This window comes from Lactonifactor longoviformis DSM 17459, assembly GCF_900129135.1.
Classification (GTDB): domain Bacteria; phylum Bacillota; class Clostridia; order Lachnospirales; family Lachnospiraceae; genus Lactonifactor; species Lactonifactor longoviformis.
In genome coordinates, this window is the sequence record NZ_FQVI01000046.1 from 1 (window position 1) to 15,373 (window position 15,373).

18 protein-coding genes and 2 pseudogenes are annotated in these 15,373 nt (G+C 39.9%); 9 read left to right on the top strand and 11 right to left on the bottom strand.

What is annotated here, in order from left to right; genetic code table 11:
* On the bottom strand, positions 1-259 hold a 259-nt coding region (locus BUA56_RS23495), incomplete at its 3' end, for a transposase (RefSeq protein ID WP_479724307.1).
* Positions 260-451: 192 nt separating this feature from the next.
* Here BUA56_RS23495 and tnpA point away from each other — a divergent pair.
* Positions 452-922 (top strand): IS200/IS605 family transposase, encoded by a 471-nt coding sequence (gene tnpA, locus BUA56_RS21390; protein ID WP_072854796.1) that lies wholly within the window; start codon positions 452-454, stop codon positions 920-922.
* A 123-nt stretch (positions 923-1,045) separates the two neighbouring features.
* Here the strand turns inward: tnpA and BUA56_RS21395 are convergent, their stop codons facing one another.
* From BUA56_RS21395 to BUA56_RS23500, 10 genes and pseudogenes are all read right to left on the bottom strand, one after another.
* Positions 1,046-1,519, bottom strand: a complete 474-nt coding sequence (locus tag BUA56_RS21395) for an antirestriction protein ArdA (protein ID WP_072854797.1) — start codon at positions 1,517-1,519, stop codon at positions 1,046-1,048.
* A gap of 126 nt (positions 1,520-1,645) precedes the next feature.
* Complete coding sequence (locus BUA56_RS21400) at positions 1,646-1,867, bottom strand: hypothetical protein (RefSeq protein WP_072854798.1); 222 nt, start codon at positions 1,865-1,867, stop codon at positions 1,646-1,648.
* Entirely contained in the window at positions 1,864-1,998 is a 135-nt protein-coding gene (locus tag BUA56_RS21405) for a DUF3789 domain-containing protein (RefSeq protein ID WP_072854799.1), read from the bottom strand. The genes BUA56_RS21400 and BUA56_RS21405 overlap by 4 nt, the downstream gene beginning before the upstream one ends.
* Positions 1,999-2,001: 3 nt before the next feature.
* Positions 2,002-3,203, bottom strand: a pseudogene (mobT, locus tag BUA56_RS21410) (MobT family relaxase).
* A gap of 189 nt (positions 3,204-3,392) precedes the next feature.
* A complete protein-coding gene (locus BUA56_RS21415) occupies positions 3,393-4,799 on the bottom strand; it encodes a P-loop NTPase family protein (RefSeq protein ID WP_072854800.1) in 1,407 nt (468 codons plus the stop codon).
* Positions 4,800-4,869: 70 nt separating this feature from the next.
* A complete protein-coding gene (locus BUA56_RS21420) occupies positions 4,870-5,640 on the bottom strand; it encodes a hypothetical protein (protein WP_072854801.1) in 771 nt (256 codons plus the stop codon).
* Positions 5,641-5,728: 88 nt separating this feature from the next.
* The gene (locus tag BUA56_RS21425; RefSeq protein ID WP_072854802.1) at positions 5,729-6,124 is read right to left on the bottom strand and encodes a YdcP family protein; all 396 of its coding nucleotides are present in this window, start codon (positions 6,122-6,124) and stop codon (positions 5,729-5,731) included.
* A 15-nt stretch (positions 6,125-6,139) separates the two neighbouring features.
* Positions 6,140-6,463, bottom strand: coding sequence for a YdcP family protein (locus BUA56_RS21430; protein ID WP_072854803.1), 324 nt, complete (start codon positions 6,461-6,463; stop codon positions 6,140-6,142).
* A 146-nt stretch (positions 6,464-6,609) separates the two neighbouring features.
* Positions 6,610-8,811, bottom strand: a pseudogene (locus BUA56_RS21435) (VaFE repeat-containing surface-anchored protein).
* A 420-nt stretch (positions 8,812-9,231) separates the two neighbouring features.
* Positions 9,232-9,411, bottom strand: coding sequence for a hypothetical protein (locus BUA56_RS23500; RefSeq protein ID WP_423241208.1), 180 nt, complete (start codon positions 9,409-9,411; stop codon positions 9,232-9,234).
* Here BUA56_RS23500 and BUA56_RS21445 point away from each other — a divergent pair.
* The 8 genes from BUA56_RS21445 to BUA56_RS21480 all read left to right on the top strand — a co-directional run bounded on the left by BUA56_RS21445 (position 9,403) and on the right by BUA56_RS21480 (position 14,936).
* Entirely contained in the window at positions 9,403-9,663 is a 261-nt protein-coding gene (locus tag BUA56_RS21445; RefSeq protein ID WP_072854804.1) for a TnpV protein, read from the top strand. The genes BUA56_RS23500 and BUA56_RS21445 overlap by 9 nt on opposite strands.
* A 150-nt stretch (positions 9,664-9,813) precedes the next feature.
* Positions 9,814-10,020 carry a helix-turn-helix domain-containing protein gene (locus BUA56_RS21450; RefSeq protein WP_072854805.1) on the top strand — a complete coding sequence of 69 codons (207 nt, stop codon included), beginning with the start codon at positions 9,814-9,816 and terminating at the stop codon, positions 10,018-10,020.
* A gap of 22 nt (positions 10,021-10,042) precedes the next feature.
* Positions 10,043-10,771 carry a BglII/BstYI family type II restriction endonuclease gene (locus BUA56_RS21455; protein ID WP_072854806.1) on the top strand — a complete coding sequence of 243 codons (729 nt, stop codon included), beginning with the start codon at positions 10,043-10,045 and terminating at the stop codon, positions 10,769-10,771.
* A complete protein-coding gene (locus tag BUA56_RS21460; RefSeq protein WP_072854807.1) occupies positions 10,710-11,360 on the top strand; it encodes an MT-A70 family methyltransferase in 651 nt (216 codons plus the stop codon). Before BUA56_RS21455 ends, BUA56_RS21460 begins: the two co-directional genes overlap by 62 nt.
* A gap of 88 nt (positions 11,361-11,448) precedes the next feature.
* Positions 11,449-13,098, top strand: a complete 1,650-nt coding sequence (locus tag BUA56_RS21465) for an AIPR family protein (protein WP_242946838.1) — start codon at positions 11,449-11,451, stop codon at positions 13,096-13,098.
* Positions 13,099-13,655: 557 nt separating this feature from the next.
* A complete protein-coding gene (locus BUA56_RS21470) occupies positions 13,656-14,018 on the top strand; it encodes a type II toxin-antitoxin system HicB family antitoxin (protein ID WP_072854808.1) in 363 nt (120 codons plus the stop codon).
* 367 nt (positions 14,019-14,385) lie between these two features.
* On the top strand, positions 14,386-14,658 hold the full coding sequence (locus BUA56_RS21475; protein ID WP_072854809.1) for a type II toxin-antitoxin system RelB/DinJ family antitoxin: 273 nt from the start codon (positions 14,386-14,388) through the stop codon (positions 14,656-14,658).
* Positions 14,655-14,936 (top strand): type II toxin-antitoxin system YafQ family toxin, encoded by a 282-nt coding sequence (locus tag BUA56_RS21480; RefSeq protein ID WP_072854810.1) that lies wholly within the window; start codon positions 14,655-14,657, stop codon positions 14,934-14,936. Before BUA56_RS21475 ends, BUA56_RS21480 begins: the two co-directional genes overlap by 4 nt.
* The last annotated feature ends 437 nt before the right edge of the window (positions 14,937-15,373 follow it).

Consider the following 15,373-nt stretch of genomic DNA (forward strand, 5'->3'; position numbering starts at 1 on the left):
AGTTGTCTTCCAGTTCTCTTAGTGACATATATCCCTGGGTCATAAACCCGAAAAGAACTGTTTTTAACATGTTGACAGGATTATATCTGACCCGTCCGGTCTCACGCGCCGGCAGTTTGTCGAGATACTTAGTTAGATCAATTCCCTCCATGAATTTGTCAAAAGTTAAAACAGGGTCACAAATATCAAGAAAATCTGAAATAAACATTGGCAAAGTGCCTTGTTTTGGTATAGAATAAGTTGTGGTATTGTTTTTCATAGCAGATAAATTTTACCACAAAAAGAGGATTTTCAACCACTAAAGTGTATTGAAAATCCTCTTTTTTTATTCGGACTGTTTTTTCACAGCCCCTGTCCCCAGACAGCTTTAGCTTCAAGTAAAAACCTCCTTGGTATATAATAAAGTGCAGGTTCGCCAACCGCACTACAACATACCAAGGAGGTGCCCTATATGGACAATAACAGTTTAGCACACACTAAATGGGAATGTAAATATCATTTGGCATTTGCACCCAAATATAGAAGACAGATAATTTATGGGAAAATAAAAGCAGATGTAGCGCATATTTTAAGTGAGTTGTGTAAAAGAAAAGGGATAGAAATAATAGAAGCAGAATGCTGTCGGGACCATATACACATGTTAGTGAGAATCCCCCCGAAATATAGTGTATCAGAGATTATGGGGTATTTAAAAGGAAAAAGTTCGCTAATGATATTCGAGAGGCATGCCAATTTAAAATATAAATATGGTAATAGGCATTTTTGGTGTAGAGGATATTATGTAGATACAGTCGGAAAAAATGCAAAGAAAATTCAAGAATATATAAAAAACCAATTACAAGAAGACTGGGAATACGACCAGATGACTCTCAAAGAATATATATACCCGTTTACGGGTGAGCCGGTAAAAAAGGGCAAATAAGATGACCCTTTAGGGTCTGCCCGAGACCACTATGGGGAAGGCGAACCTTTTCAATGCGTCTTTAGACGCAAGCTGGAAATAGCGGCTTATAGCCGCAGAGCAAGCCACCGGCTAAGCCGGTGGTCATGACTCAATGAACTTTCCGTTTTCATCAAGGCTTTGTCCGTAGGCTTCAAAGTCGAAGTACCGTACACAATCTTCTGACAGGCTGTTGAACGCTGGATTGTCAGCCAGTACATGGCGGGCAACGTCAATCATGGTATTGCAATTTGCATAATGAATGATGTCATATCTGTGCTGGTACAGCTCTTCCAGACTGGTAAAGTGGGTCAGCAGTTCTTCCAATTCCTCCCGATGATCAACAGGTAAATCTTCATACATACGGTACAGGTCATTTAACTGTCCAACAATCGTATTTTCTTTTACTTCATCTGCAAAGGGCAGTTCCATTTCTACAATGCAGTAATCTTCGCTGTCTGTGCTGACTTTGAGCCGTTCTTCAAACTCTATTTCATCAATCGGCAAATCAAACCAGGCGGAGGGCAGTTCGCCGTCTGTGGGGATTGTTGCTTCTATCAAAACTCTTAATTCTTCCATTCGTTTTCACGTCCTTTCGCTTGTCTGGGTTTCCTCCTTGTACCATTCCGTCACCCCCTTTCCTCCCCCTATGCCCAGCTCCCATAGGGGGAATGGTAGGTTTTGCACATCTGCAAAACCTTGATGTTAAGCACCGATAATCTTGTTAAACAGGTTCAAGAGTACGTCCTTGACACCGCCGGCATTGAATACCAGACCTACCGCAATCAGCGCAACGACCAGAAAGCCAATCAGTTTGGAAAACTCACGCTTGAAGCCTAAGTAGATACCGATTACCACGATTGCCATTAACACAAGGCTCTGTGCATTGCTTAAAAACCAAGTGTATAAGTTCTGTCCAAAATTCATTCTTCCTCACCCCCTTTCCTGCGCTCCATATCTCTGTCTGCTTGTTTTCCTGCGATAAGCAGACACATGAGCGTAACACCGATACCACCGCCAAGCGATACCAGCAAGAAATCCTTGAATAATTCCAGCATGTTTTATTCCTCCTTTGGCTGTAAAGCGACTTCCTCAATGGAAGCCGTCTGCTGTTTGATGATTTTTTCGTGCTTGTCTGTGAGCTTTGCGCCCTGCACAAGACTTTCAATGATGTTTGTACCGTTGATACGGTCAATCCGCTTTGCCATTTTTAAGGTAGGGGCGACCTGCCTTGTTATCCAGCTTAGTGTCCGTTCCAGCGTGTACGGTTCTGGCTTGGTCGTTAATTTCAAACGCCTACGATCAGAACCGATAAACCACGCCCAGCGGTCATTGACCTGCCAATCGGTACGCTTTTTCCGTCCTCTTTGTCCACGAACCGCATATAGCGGTTGATAATGTCAAATGCCGTCTGTTCTGCGTCATAGTGAGTGAGCAGGTCACGCACAGCGTAGTAGGCACGGTCATTTTTCAACCTGATTTCAAAGCGGTTCTTCACAGGTGTTTCAGAAAGCGGAATACCCAGCTTTGCGTACTGTTCCTGTGCCTTTTCATAAATGCAGAAGTAGACTTCTGATTTTAGAGAACCGATATACAGCGTGTGTCCCATACCTGCCTTGTCCTGCTCATGGCTCTTTATCAGTTCCCCCGAAGCATAGGACTTGTAGGAGCGGAACACGGAAACACATTCCTCACGGTCGCATTTTTGGGTAAGCTCTGGAATGTCAAGTATTCCTGCCTTGTCGTTGATTGCAAGGTCAAGTCGTTTCATCACACCGCCGTTAACCAGACAATCCATGAGGAAGTCATACCAACTTCTTTCCTGTGCAAGTAAATAGCTTTCCATTTGCCGACAGCCTTTGCCTTTCAGTTCCAGCAACACGCCTTTTTCCTCGTCAGTAGAGGTCAGCACGAAAATATCGCCAATATAGTAATGCTCCGTGTAGCTGTAAAAGCCGAAGTCCTCATGTAGCATATAGTCCATGTTGAGCTTTAATATATCCCGTATGACATGCTGTACGTCCATTGTTGGAAACCTTATCCGTACATAGTCAAACAGCATTTCCAGCGGATTGTCTGGGTTACATTTTTCCAGTGCCACCGTGAGTTGTTCCTTGATTTCCTCTGTCAGCTTGATTTTCCTGTTTTCGATACGACTGATATGTTCACGGCTCATGCCAGCTATCAGTGCAAGCCTGTTCTGTGATACGCCATAGGCTGACCGCTTGTCTTTAAAATCGGTTATCCAGTCAGTTTCTTTCAGTTGTCATTCCTCCAATCTCTTGAATGAGACATTTGACTGCCAATGTCACACCCATAAGAATTACACGGAAACCCTTGTACCTTGCGGAGATTTCCGTATTTTTTGATACTGTTTTCTGGTATTTTGTGCCCCTCTGTTAGATACCGAGGGGCTTATGAAGCTGGCGTGGCTTGCGCCACACCAGCAGGGCTAGTCCGTACCTGTGGCTTTCGCTTCGCACGCCACCTGTCCGTCCTGCCCTTTGATAGCAAGTGTGCCTATGGTTTGCAAGAAATCATGCTCTTTCGGGACAAGGGGTGTGTAAAACTCTGATATGACACTTGTACCAACGTCACAGTAGCCACGTCCTTTAATACGTTTTTGGAAAAACTTCTTGTTTGTGTCGCTTTCAAACATCATGCCGTAGCCAAGTTCACTCATGCGTCCCAAGGCAACACGGAAGTTAAAGTTATCTCTGATACCGTCACTGAAATATTTTGCGTCCGGACGCTGGCAAGCGAGGATAAGAAAATAGCCTGCCTGCCGTCCCAGCATGACGATTTTCTTTAGCTGGCTAAGTATGGCGATATTTTCCTTTGTGGTAAGGCACTCCATAAATGCCACGTATTCATCAAAGATAAGGAAATGCGGAGCAAGCCCTAAATAAGCATAGTTTTGACCTGTCTTGTAGTTTGGCATGAGCTTCATTGCTTCGCTTCTTGCCACCATGCCGTCATAGAACGCATTGACGCAATCTACCATATCTTCTTTTTTGTAGTAGACCTTATCCATGACCGTTCCCAAGTCCGCAAGGTCGGCGTTCTTTGGGTCGAGGATATACAGGACAGCGTTTGTCCGCAACAGGGCTTCAATAATGGTAAGAATAAAATAAGTCTTACCGCCACCAGTCCCACCACAGATAAGGGCATGGGGGAGAGTGTCATACTTCCAGACCAGATTTTTCATCAATCGCAAGCCTCCGTTTTCTGCCTGTACTTCCTCTATGGAAATACGGTTTGCTATCATGTCATATAAAAGCGTGTATTCCACGTAGCCGTCATACAACAGCTTGTCGATCAGCTCACAATATAGACCGCTTTCCAGCTTATCTTCCAACTGCAAAAGCTGGTCTTGATACTTCCCCAGCGTGATTTCACACTGGATATGAAGCAAGCCTTTTTCCATGCGGTAATACATTCTGGGAAAGCTGACGATTTTTTCCCTTGATCTGCCAGAGGACAGGTCAGTAAAAAAAACTGTGTCCTGTATGGTTTCTGCTTCATACCAGCCATTTTCCAAGACCATGCGTGCCAGCTTTTGGCGGTGCATGAGCTGTTTATAGCGGTCATGGAAGAAGTGGTAAAATAGAAAAGCGACCAGTATACAGATACCAGTCGCCATAATAATCGTTATGAAGTTGTAAGGGGAGAGCGAGAACACCAGCCCGTTATCTCTGATTAGGCTAAAGCTGTGCCAGTCGGTACACATGAGCTGTCCCATGTTCAAAAGCAGAATGACCGTCACGAACAGGAACAGGAGCGAACCGCCACAGAAACGGTAGACAAGTGACTTGTCGCTGGCTCTGATACGCTTTCCCCTGTATTTGTAAAATGCCATAAATCCTCCTTTCTGGGTATGAAAAAAGCAGTCAATCATATCGACTAACTGCTATTAATATCTTTATCTCTTAACAATTCTTTTGATATTTGTTAAGAATACCTTTATTTAAAACATCTTGAAACCCCTCTAATTCTAATTCAAGTTTCAAATTTTCTAAGTCTTTGATAATATCATTGAATAATTCTGGAATTGCCTCTTTGGCAACATCATCCAATAACTCATCATATGTTGTATCTTCTAATTGATGTTGCATTGAGTCAAAATCGAACATGGAAAGTAAGTCAATACCGATAACCGTTTCCATACAATGATAATTGGTTAATATACATGATAAAGTGTCTATTTCTATGGTATTTAGATAGTCTTTTCCCTCAGCAAAAGCTTTTGAGCATTCTTTAACGACAAAATTGAGAAAGACATATTTATCACATAAATGTTGATTGTTTTCAAGCAAAGGGTGTCCATTTGGGTGTCTGTCATTATGAGCTGAATATAACGTATAAATATTATGAAACATGCAAAGTTCAAAATTCAGTTTATTTAATACAGACAATCTTTTTTGTTTGGTGTTTTTAATGTTATTATATTCCACATTTAGAGTAATTATTGAAGATGAGATAATACCAATCAAAAGCGAACTAATTATATTATACGCCGTAGATTTAAACGATGTATCTATTGATAAATACTTTACATTTAAGAAGACCCCTACAAGACTTAATAAAATAAGTACAATAACGAAGCCAACAGAAGACTTAAAATATCTTTTTATGCTCCATTTGGATTTTATATATCTAACACGTATAGCTTGTATTTTTCCAATAATTTTTTTTATCATCTATAGAAATCTCCTTTTCTACTTCTCATGCAGTTTCGATAGTAAATCTCGAATTCTGCACGTAGATATTATACTTCAAATGAACCCCCTACACAATTAAATCTAGTATCTCTAACTTATTTTTTTGTGGTTGCGGGTTTCCTGCCGGCTGTGCAGGTCTGCCTTTCAAGACAATATCATCCGCCTTAATGAACAAATCCACGTCTGCCCCTTGAAAGGTGGCATTTGCTACTGTGTCCGCAACAGGATTGATAAGCTCCACCTCTGCGTTGTAGTCATATTCCCTTAACGGAACAGTAGCAGGAATGGACACCTGTATCATGTGTCCCTGCCCACGGCACTTAAGGTCGTAGGTTCTTTCTTTGATTTCCTCGCTTACCGTCCCGTCCTCATTCTGGATATGCACCTCACGTCTTAATGCCGAAAACTTCAACTGTCCGAATGTCTTTTCTTTTTCAATTACGATACCCTTTGCTAATCTCATATGTTTTAGCCCTCCTTATTTATTCTCTGCTGGTAACATATCATCTGCCAGCAGGATATAGTTTGTAAACCCTCTTGTGCCAATCTTGTAGCCCTCTGCGGTAATGCGTGGGTTAATCAGCTTTACTTTCTGTTCTGGCTGGAAATGCTTTTCCCCAGCTTCAGCAGGAAGCACCACGATAATATCATCTGCCCTCTGCACATCACTGTAAAGGTTGTAGCTTCGGGACACTGCCGTCATGCGTCCGTTGATCCTACGCTGTACAACCTCGTTTTCTCCTGCATATTCCAAATTGCCGAATGTCTTTTCCATGTTCGGCACTACAAATTTAAGTTCCATATGTTTTTACCTCTTTTCTTTCTAATATTTGTTATGTTCTTTATTCTGGCTGATAACGTGATACCAGCAAGCCAGAATAAAGGGAGCCTGCCGACACGTTTCCGCTGTCGGGGAACGGCATTTCTTTTTCATCACTTTAGACCGTCCTATAACTTCTTCGCTTTACGCTTTTTATAGAAGTATGTTCCCGCCAGACCTATGCTGGAAGCACCAAGCAGAGCCAGCAGACCGATTACATTTGTTGTATCGCCTGTCTTTGGACTGTCCGTCTTTTGTACTGGTGTATCTGGTGTGGACGGCTTTTCTGGTTCTTCTGGGGCAGGTGTTTCTGATTTTTCTTTTACAGATACCGTCTGCCCTTTGTCCGTGGTGTCCTTATGTTCCGTAACTTTTTTCGGTTCATCTGGGTTGGTTAAATCGTATAATTCCTCAAACGTCACAAGGTCTTTTCCGCCAAGCTCGGAAGCGTCAAAGGTAAAGACAATCTGGACTTCCATTGTTTCGCTGTCTGCGACAAATGAATAGTCATTTTCCACACGCTTACCGTCAATGACAAGCTCTGCGTTTTCGTCCTTAATCATCTGCCAGCCCTTTAGCTGATACTTTGTGCCGATTTCCAGCCCATCCAGCTTGACCGTATCAATGATTGTCACTTCCTTGCCAGCTTCAACGACCTTTTCGCCGTCCTTGCTGGTTGCAGTGGTATGGATAGAAATTTCTTTTTCGTATTCATCTGTCAATGTACCTAAATCAATGACGGTTCTATCTCTGGACACCACAATATCAAAGGCAGGAATGAGCTTGAAGCATTTATTGCTGGTACAGCGTAATTCTTCAATTACGTAGGTGTCATAGAGCAATGCGCCTTTGCTGTCGTCTGGCTCTGCTGTCCCGAACCAGATACCGTCCTCACTGGTCTTTCCTGCATTGGTATTGTGCTTGTGGGAAGCCCAGTCGGAAGCGGTAGAGAACTGACCGTTTTTATCCGTCACGACAATATGGCTTTCCCCTGTGGTCTTGCTGGTAAGTTTAAAAGGCACGTCTGCTAATCTCTTATGAGTGCCAGCACCAATCTTCACACCCTCTATATCGCCACGCTTAATCTGGTTGTAGATTGAGCTTTCTTCGCCTGTTAAATCAACGATTTTTCCGTTCTCTGCGATTATAAACTCACGGGAAACCGCACCGTCTTTGAGATAGCCCTCTGGGGCTTTGCTTTCATCAAGACGGTATTTTCCATAGGGGAGCGTGTCGAAAGCGGTTCCGTCACCGTTTTTTTCAGCGATAGTCTTTGTCGTCCATATGCGGGTAGGCTCTGCCGGAAGATTGTCTTTGTTGTAATAACCGTCATAATACTGCCATATGAACTCTGCGCCCGCTAGGGAAGCGTTGCCCTGTGGCATATCCTTAGAGGTTTCCATGTCAATCTTGAAAAGTTCAAGCAAAGTTTCCGTGACCTTTGGCGTGTCGCTCACTTTTAAAGTGGCAGTCTTGCCAGCTTCCACGGTCAACGGATAGATTGTATGATCCAGCTTGAAGCCTTTGGGCGCAGACTGCTCTTTGATGTATACTGTGCCAGCTTTTACCTCTGCTTCTTCGGTATTCCCGCTGTTATCTGTCGTAAGAGTGGCGATAACATTCTTACATTCCTTATCAGAAAAGACACCGTAGACAGCCCCAGCAAGGGAATACACGTCACTGTCATTTGTAATGCTGGCATTGGAGGAAACTTTCAAGATTTTTGCGTTCCCCACCGCCAGCTTTGCCCAGAACTGACCTAATTCCTGTCCGTTGCCAGAATAGATATAACCGCCACATTTATAGCGTCCTTTGTTGGCTTTTACAAAAGCCTTTGCCCCAGCGTAGACTTCCTCTTGTACCGCTTTGGGGATTTCATCATAGGAAGCTCGGACGTTATCACAGTTCCAGCCCAGATGTACGCTCAATCTCTGTCAGACAGCGCATTGTTCTAATAGGTAAAGCTGTTTGTGGTTCAACCCTGTATGACTTGCCCAATACTGCTTGACGTATTCAAGGGATAAGGCAACGTCCGCTATCTGGTCGGCACTCATGCGTGAGCTTGCGCCCGAGCGGTTTTTATATCCCGGCTCAAAGTCGGTGTTGATGTCGATACAGTATGCCGTTTCGCCCTCTACCTGCATAATGCCCTCATGGAATGTAGAGCCGATACTGCCGTCATTCATCACCTTTTCCACATATCCCGCTTTTTCTTCTGTGTCCGTCCAGTATTGCGTGTCTGACGCATGGACAGCCGAGGCGGGCAGGGCTGTAAATACGGTCGCTAGGGTGAGTACACCCGTAAGCAATCGATTCATAATCTTTTTCATAATGTTAATGCTCCTTTCGTTTGGGTAAAAAAATAGACGCTCAATGATGAACGTCTGGGTAAAAATAGATATTGAGTTTGTGGTCTATGGGGCAAGATTGACTGTATCCCCATTGCATTTTTTTCTTTTTTTATATCGTTTTATAGTGTCTTATATTTCTTGAAAATGCCTTAAAATCAATAATTTTCTCTTATATGGTTTACTGTCTGTCTGGAGTTTGAGTGATGAAATGACTTTGAAAAGTCCAGTGTTTATGCGGGGTGCAAACATATTTGCTTAGTGACTGGCAACGATTTGGCAACACTTTTAACATCACGCACTGAATAAAATACTTCAATAACATAAAGAAACCTTACTGATTTAAGAAATATAACTGAACATCGGTAAGGTTTTTTGCATTGATAAAAGGCTGGGGGAGAATCATTCGGATTCATCTTTCAATGCATCTGTGAGGAAGTCACTTAATTCCTGTGAGGGAACTTTTCGCCATTGCTTTGCGATGTCAAGTTCGGGATATTTATACCGCCATTGGTCATATTCCTCTTTGGTTATCTCGCCTTTCTCTAACAGGGCAGACTGCTCCTGCCATGCGTGGAACATAGGGAATATTTAAAGAAAATTAATCCGGTTTTGTTTAATGAACTACTTCTTAATGGAGAATTATGGAGTTATTCAACTCAATTGAATGAACAAGCGGATACTCGGTATAAGCTGATTATCAGACAGATGATGGACAATGAAGGAGTAACGGAGGAACTTAAGCGTAAGTCGCAAATGGAATGGGTCAGTGCAGTGAATAATATTATAAATCGAGCAGAAGAAATTATTAAAAGTGAGCTTATCTACGTATAAGGGGATTTTAGAAGAGAGAGTACGAGCAAAAATTGTACTCTTTCTTATTTCTATTTCTTGAATATCTCAAGATTATCTTGAAGAAAATAGGCGCTTATGGTATATTATACATGACATATTTGAAGTTAGTTGTAGTGGAGGGGGTTCAATATGGCTGTTAGCTATAATAAACTCTGGAAGTTGCTTATTGATAGAAATATGAATAAAACACAACTTTGTGAGAAAGCAAAAATCAGTACAAATGCGATGGCAAGGCTTGGAAGAAATGAGGATGTTCGTGTTGAGGTTCTTACGAAGATATGTGTTGAACTGGGATGTACGATGGATGAAATAATGGAAATTATACCAAATCAATGAGAAATACTGAGGAGGAACAAAGGTGGATTTAGAAAAATATATTGACAAAGATATTCTTGATAAATTTGAGTTCTATAATTATGGTCACGCACTGGAGATACTTCATGATGCTTTCCCATTAGAATGGATTGAGTTGCAGGAATGTTTAAGAAGTTTGCAACTTACTTTAAATGATATTAAGACTGCTGGCGGTAATGAATCACCGATACCTAAAAAGTTTGATGATGTTCTTTATCCTTATGGTTGGAGAGAAATACGCATTAGTGGTGACTTGATAGTGAAAAAATATCCAAGGCAGACAGCACAGAGAAGAGGAAGATTTGCTGATGAACCCTATGAAGTTGAAACAATAGAAGGGTATATCGATGGGCATAATATTGACTTTTTAAAAAATAGGGTTGCCTTCGATTTGGAATGGAATAGTAAAGATCGAACGTTTGACCGAGATTTGTTGGCGATGAGAACCTATTTTGATTGCGGTCTGATTGATGTTGGCGTTATTGTAACAAGAGCAGAAGAATTAAATGATATTTTTAAACAAGAAAAAGATGATAACGGTCAACCTTTAATGAAAAAATATGGGGCAAGTACCACATGGGTGGGAAAACTAAAATACAGACTTGATTCCCGACGTAATGGGGGCTGTCCGATTTTGGCAATAGGAATAGGAAAGGAATGTGTTGAAGGATATGGCAGACTTAAAAACTACTATAGAAAACTTACAGCTGTTTACGAAGGGGAAAAAATATAATACGATTTATGCTGATCCGCCGTGGCAGTTCCAAAATAGAACTGGAAAAGTTGCACCTGAACATAAACGACTTACTCGGTATGATACTATGACCCTTAATGATATAAAAGAGCTTTCTATTGCAGATATAGCTGGCGATAAAGCACAATTGTATTTATGGGTGCCGAATGCGTTACTTCCTGACGGTCTTGCTGTTATGGATGCCTGGGGATTCGATTATAAGGCAAATATTGTATGGGAAAAGGTTCGAAAAGATGGCGGCCCAGATGGTAGAGGCGTAGGTTACTATTTTAGAAATGTTACAGAATTACTGCTTTTTGGTATAAAGAAAAAAAGTGCATCAAACAGAACATTGCAGCCAGCTCGTTCGCAGGTTAATTTAATCAGAACTATGAAAAGAGAACATAGTCGTAAGCCGGATGAAATTATTCCTATTATAGAAGCATGTAGCCAGGGACATCGTATTGAACTTTTTGCAAGAGGTGTACGAGAAGGCTGGGATATGTGGGGCAATCAGGCAACTGCAGATTATGAACCTATCTGGGAAACCTATTCCGATCATACAGTTGCAACTGCTGTTAAAGAGTAATATAGTTACAAAATATAACAGGCAATAGATGTATTTGGAATCTATACGTAAGAAAAAAGAGGTGTATATAAGCATGCCGAATCTGAAAATGATCCGAGTTCAAACAAAGCTCGATGAGTTGTTTAAAGACAAAATAGACTTATCAGATGCTAAAAATCCTGATGAAAAAAACAATAAATATTATACACGAGCCATTGCAGCGTTAGTTTTAGTGATGCGTTGCGGAATAGATTACGATGTTGCAGCTCGGAGCATTACCGATGGTTATCATGATATGGGAATTGATGCAGTATATAATGATACTACGCAGAAAAAATTGCTTCTTGTTCAGAGCAAGTGGCGCAAAGAGGGAACTGGGAGTATTTCACAAGAAGAAGCAAGCACGTTTGTAGAAGGTATAAAGAGAATCATTAATCTTGATTTTGCCGGTTGCAACAAAAAAATATCTGCACGGCAACAGGAGATTGCAGATGCCATTCGAGATATGGATTATCAAATAGAAATGATATTTTGTCATACAGGTAATCAAAACATGGATGATTATGCGTTTCGCCCTGTTAATGAATTGCTTAATCAAGTTAATGAAGATGATTCAAGCGATTTACTGATTTTTGTAGAAACTAAGCTGCAGGATATATACGAATATTTAGCGAATGGACAGAATTCTGATAATATTGTATTAGATGATGTTCTACTTAGTAACTGGGGAGTTGTAGAAGCTCCTTTTAAAGCATATTATGGTACTATTCCTGTTTCTGCTGTAGGAGAATGGTATAATCAATATGGGAATAGATTGTTTGCAAAAAATATTCGGTATTATAAGGGGAGTACAGAGGTCAATCAAGGAATTAGAGATGTACTTAAAAACAATCCTGAAAAATTCTTTTATTACAATAACGGTATCAAAATTTTGTGCAAAAAAATTACTAAAAAGGCAGTATATAGTACTGGACGAGAAACGGGATTGTTTGCTTTGGAAGGTGTTTCTTTAGTTAATGGAGCACAAACAACAGGCGTGATCGGTTCTGTGTATGCAGAAATGCCGGAAATAGTCTCCGATGCCAAGATTTTCGTACAGATGATTGATTTAGGTGATGCTGATGAAGAACAAGCAGTTCAAATAACGAAATTATCAAATACACAAAACAGAATTGATGGGAAAGATTTTGCTTCTTTAGATCTAAATCAAGAAAGATTGCGTATGGAATTGAGTTTTGGAGGGATTCAATACTTGTATAAATCTGGCGCTAAGATAGAAGAACCAGAGAGACAGATTTCACTGGACGAAACCATTGTTTCCCAGGCATGCGCATTGTCAGAGCTCTCGATAGTAGCACTGGTTAAAAGAAATGTTGGTGCTTTAACGGAAAATATTGAAAAAGCACCATATAAACTGTTATTTAATGGTGCAACTAATAGTTTTTTGTTATTTAATGGGGTACAGGTATTGCGTGCTGTAGAAAGTTGTATTGCAAAAAACGAAACAGGAGCAATTGGACGTAAAAGATTAGTACTTGTACATGGCAATAGGTTTTTATTGCATTTAGTTCTTGAACAATTGAAAGAAATTGAAGGTTTTAATACACAATATTACGATAATGATTACATTAGTAGTATCGTTGAACCGTTGTTTTTGGAACTATGGGAAAAGACATATGATTCTATGGAAGAACATTTTCCTGAGTCATATCCTGCACATATTTTTAAAAATGTAGGTCGGTTAAAAGCGCTGGTATAATTATTGATGCTGAGTGCATTTTGAGTACAATTTTATGACAGTCAAAATCACATATGCGAATATGGCAAATATAGCAACAAAAAATAGCTCGAACGCTACAAAAATACGAGAATTAAATTACTGTGAGACGAGTTTGAATAATCAAAATTTTATTACGGCTTACTTTATATGGCAGGTAGTCTATGGATTACTTGCCATATTTGGCATTATTTAATTAGTTTTATTTACAAATTTTTTTTGTTGCCATAAAATTGACATATAAAAGGATTGACACCATATATGACACCACATATAATATAGACAGGAGGTATTCAAAATGTCAAAGTGGGATAAACTATTAACTCGTATTTGCTCTTTATCTAAAGACCTCCGGTTCGATGAATTGCGTAAAGTGTTGGAAAGTTATGGATATGAAATGAACGCTCTGAGGAGTGGTAGCAGTCATTACACATTTCGGTAACCGGGATGTCAACCACTTACGATACCAAAGCATGAACCAATTAAAAAAGCATATGTAGAGTTGGTAAAGCAAATTGTAGAAAGTGAGGCGAAAAACGATGAAGACGCTGAATGATTATATGGCAATGTCCTACCGGATGGAGGTTTTGGAAGATAAAGATGAAGGCGGATTTGTGGTTTCCTATCCTGACCTTCCGGGGTGTATTACCTGTGGTGAGACAGTAGAAACTGCAGTAGCAAATGCGCTGGATGCAAAAAAAGTATGGATTGAAGCTGCACTTGAAGATGGAATTCCGATTCATGAGCCAGATAAGTTGGAAGATTATTCTGGACAGTTTAAATTGAGAATACCTCGAAGTCTGCACCGTTCATTAGCAGAGCATTCTAAAAGAGAGGGTATCAGTATGAACCAGTATTGTGTGTATCTCCTTTCTCGAAACGATGCTGTTTACCCAAAATGAAAATAGTAGTATGATGTGAAAATACGTTAATAAAATGGCAACATATTGGCAACAGAAAATCAGTAAGCCAGAATAAATGATGTAATTGAAGTAAAAAAGGGCGTGTATCTGCATGAATCTTAAACAAATATAGTTATAAACAGCAAAGGACACGCCGAATTCGAGTAGAATTATTTTTGCATATAATATTCTGAATGGCAGGTATTTATTTTGAGTATCTGCCATTTCTTGTATTATATACAAATCGTCATAATAGGGGCATTTTTTGTTGCCAATAATATAAAAACATTATATTCATAAAAATAATACAAACAATTGACAATGTAAATCGAAACTGGTACAATAATATTAAAGGAAGGTGATGATTATGGCAACAGTACCAACACAAATTAGGATCGATGAAGAGTTAAAAAAACAAGCAATGGAGTTATTTGGACAATTAGGAATAGATTTATCGAGTGCTACAAATATGTTTTTAAGACAATGTGTATTAAGAGGTGGTTTGCCTTTTAATGTTGAACTTCCCAAATATAAACCAGAAGTTATAGAGGCGATGGAAGAAGCTAAGAAAATCAGCCGAGATCCGGACACTAAGAAATATAATAGTTTTTCCGAAGCTTTAAAGGATATGGAATTATGACCTATCAATTAGTACTGACTGGTAAGTTTAAAAAGGGCTTAAAACGAGCGAAGAAACGAGGATTAGATATAGAATTACTGGATACAGTAGTAGACAAATTAATTCATGGGCTTTCATTGGATGATAAGTACAGGGATCATGAACTAAAAGGAAGGTACACAGGATTTAGGGAATGTCATATCCAACCAGATTGGCTATTAATATATTTAATTGAACATGATATTCTGATTTTGACTTTAGTTGACACAGGAAGCCATTCTGATTTATTTGATATGTAACAAGGTTTCTGGCAACATATTGGCAACGGAAAATCAGGAAGCCAGAATAAATGATGTATTTGAAGTAAAAAAGGCGTGTATCTGCACAAAACTTAAATAAATATAGTTAGAGACAACAAAGGGTACGCCGAGTTTGAATAAAAAATTTATGCAGTTTATTTTAAATGGCAGGTAGTCTATGGATTATCTGTCATTTTCACTTTCTATAATTGCAAAGAGCTTTTTACTGCCAAAGGAGAGTGACAGCTTTTTGAAAGTTTGGTATAGTGAATACATCCCGCACCAATGGCGCGGAGAATGGAGATTGATACGAATGGGAAAGAAATTGCATGATATGATTTAAAAAAGGAAATCGCTTTATCTATAAAAACCTTATAATGAGGTCATGCACCTGTTGGTGTAAATTCATTATAAGGAGGTCACACTTATGACCAAGT

Bases quoted from the DNA above. Each gene is read 5' to 3' on its own strand.
- BUA56_RS21415 (WP_072854800.1), bottom strand. From the start codon at position 4,799: ATGGCATTTTACAAATACAGGGGAAAGCGTATCAGAGCCAGCGACAAG.
- BUA56_RS21400 (WP_072854798.1), bottom strand. From the start codon at position 1,867: ATGAATTTTGGACAGAACTTATACACTTGGTTTTTAAGCAATGCACAG.
- BUA56_RS21420 (WP_072854801.1), bottom strand. From the start codon at position 5,640: ATGATAAAAAAAATTATTGGAAAAATACAAGCTATACGTGTTAGATAT.
- BUA56_RS23500 (WP_423241208.1), bottom strand. From the start codon at position 9,411: ATGTTCCACGCATGGCAGGAGCAGTCTGCCCTGTTAGAGAAAGGCGAG.
- BUA56_RS21395 (WP_072854797.1), bottom strand. From the start codon at position 1,519: ATGGAAGAATTAAGAGTTTTGATAGAAGCAACAATCCCCACAGACGGC.
- BUA56_RS21405 (WP_072854799.1), bottom strand. From the start codon at position 1,998: ATGCTGGAATTATTCAAGGATTTCTTGCTGGTATCGCTTGGCGGTGGT.
- BUA56_RS21460 (WP_072854807.1), top strand. From the start codon at position 10,710: ATGGCAGACTTAAAAACTACTATAGAAAACTTACAGCTGTTTACGAAG.
- BUA56_RS21480 (WP_072854810.1), top strand. From the start codon at position 14,655: ATGACCTATCAATTAGTACTGACTGGTAAGTTTAAAAAGGGCTTAAAA.
- tnpA (WP_072854796.1), top strand. From the start codon at position 452: ATGGACAATAACAGTTTAGCACACACTAAATGGGAATGTAAATATCAT.
- BUA56_RS21450 (WP_072854805.1), top strand. From the start codon at position 9,814: ATGGCTGTTAGCTATAATAAACTCTGGAAGTTGCTTATTGATAGAAAT.
- BUA56_RS21430 (WP_072854803.1), bottom strand. From the start codon at position 6,463: ATGGAACTTAAATTTGTAGTGCCGAACATGGAAAAGACATTCGGCAAT.
- BUA56_RS21425 (WP_072854802.1), bottom strand. From the start codon at position 6,124: ATGAGATTAGCAAAGGGTATCGTAATTGAAAAAGAAAAGACATTCGGA.
- BUA56_RS21465 (WP_242946838.1), top strand. From the start codon at position 11,449: ATGATCCGAGTTCAAACAAAGCTCGATGAGTTGTTTAAAGACAAAATA.
- BUA56_RS21475 (WP_072854809.1), top strand. From the start codon at position 14,386: ATGGCAACAGTACCAACACAAATTAGGATCGATGAAGAGTTAAAAAAA.
- BUA56_RS21470 (WP_072854808.1), top strand. From the start codon at position 13,656: ATGAAGACGCTGAATGATTATATGGCAATGTCCTACCGGATGGAGGTT.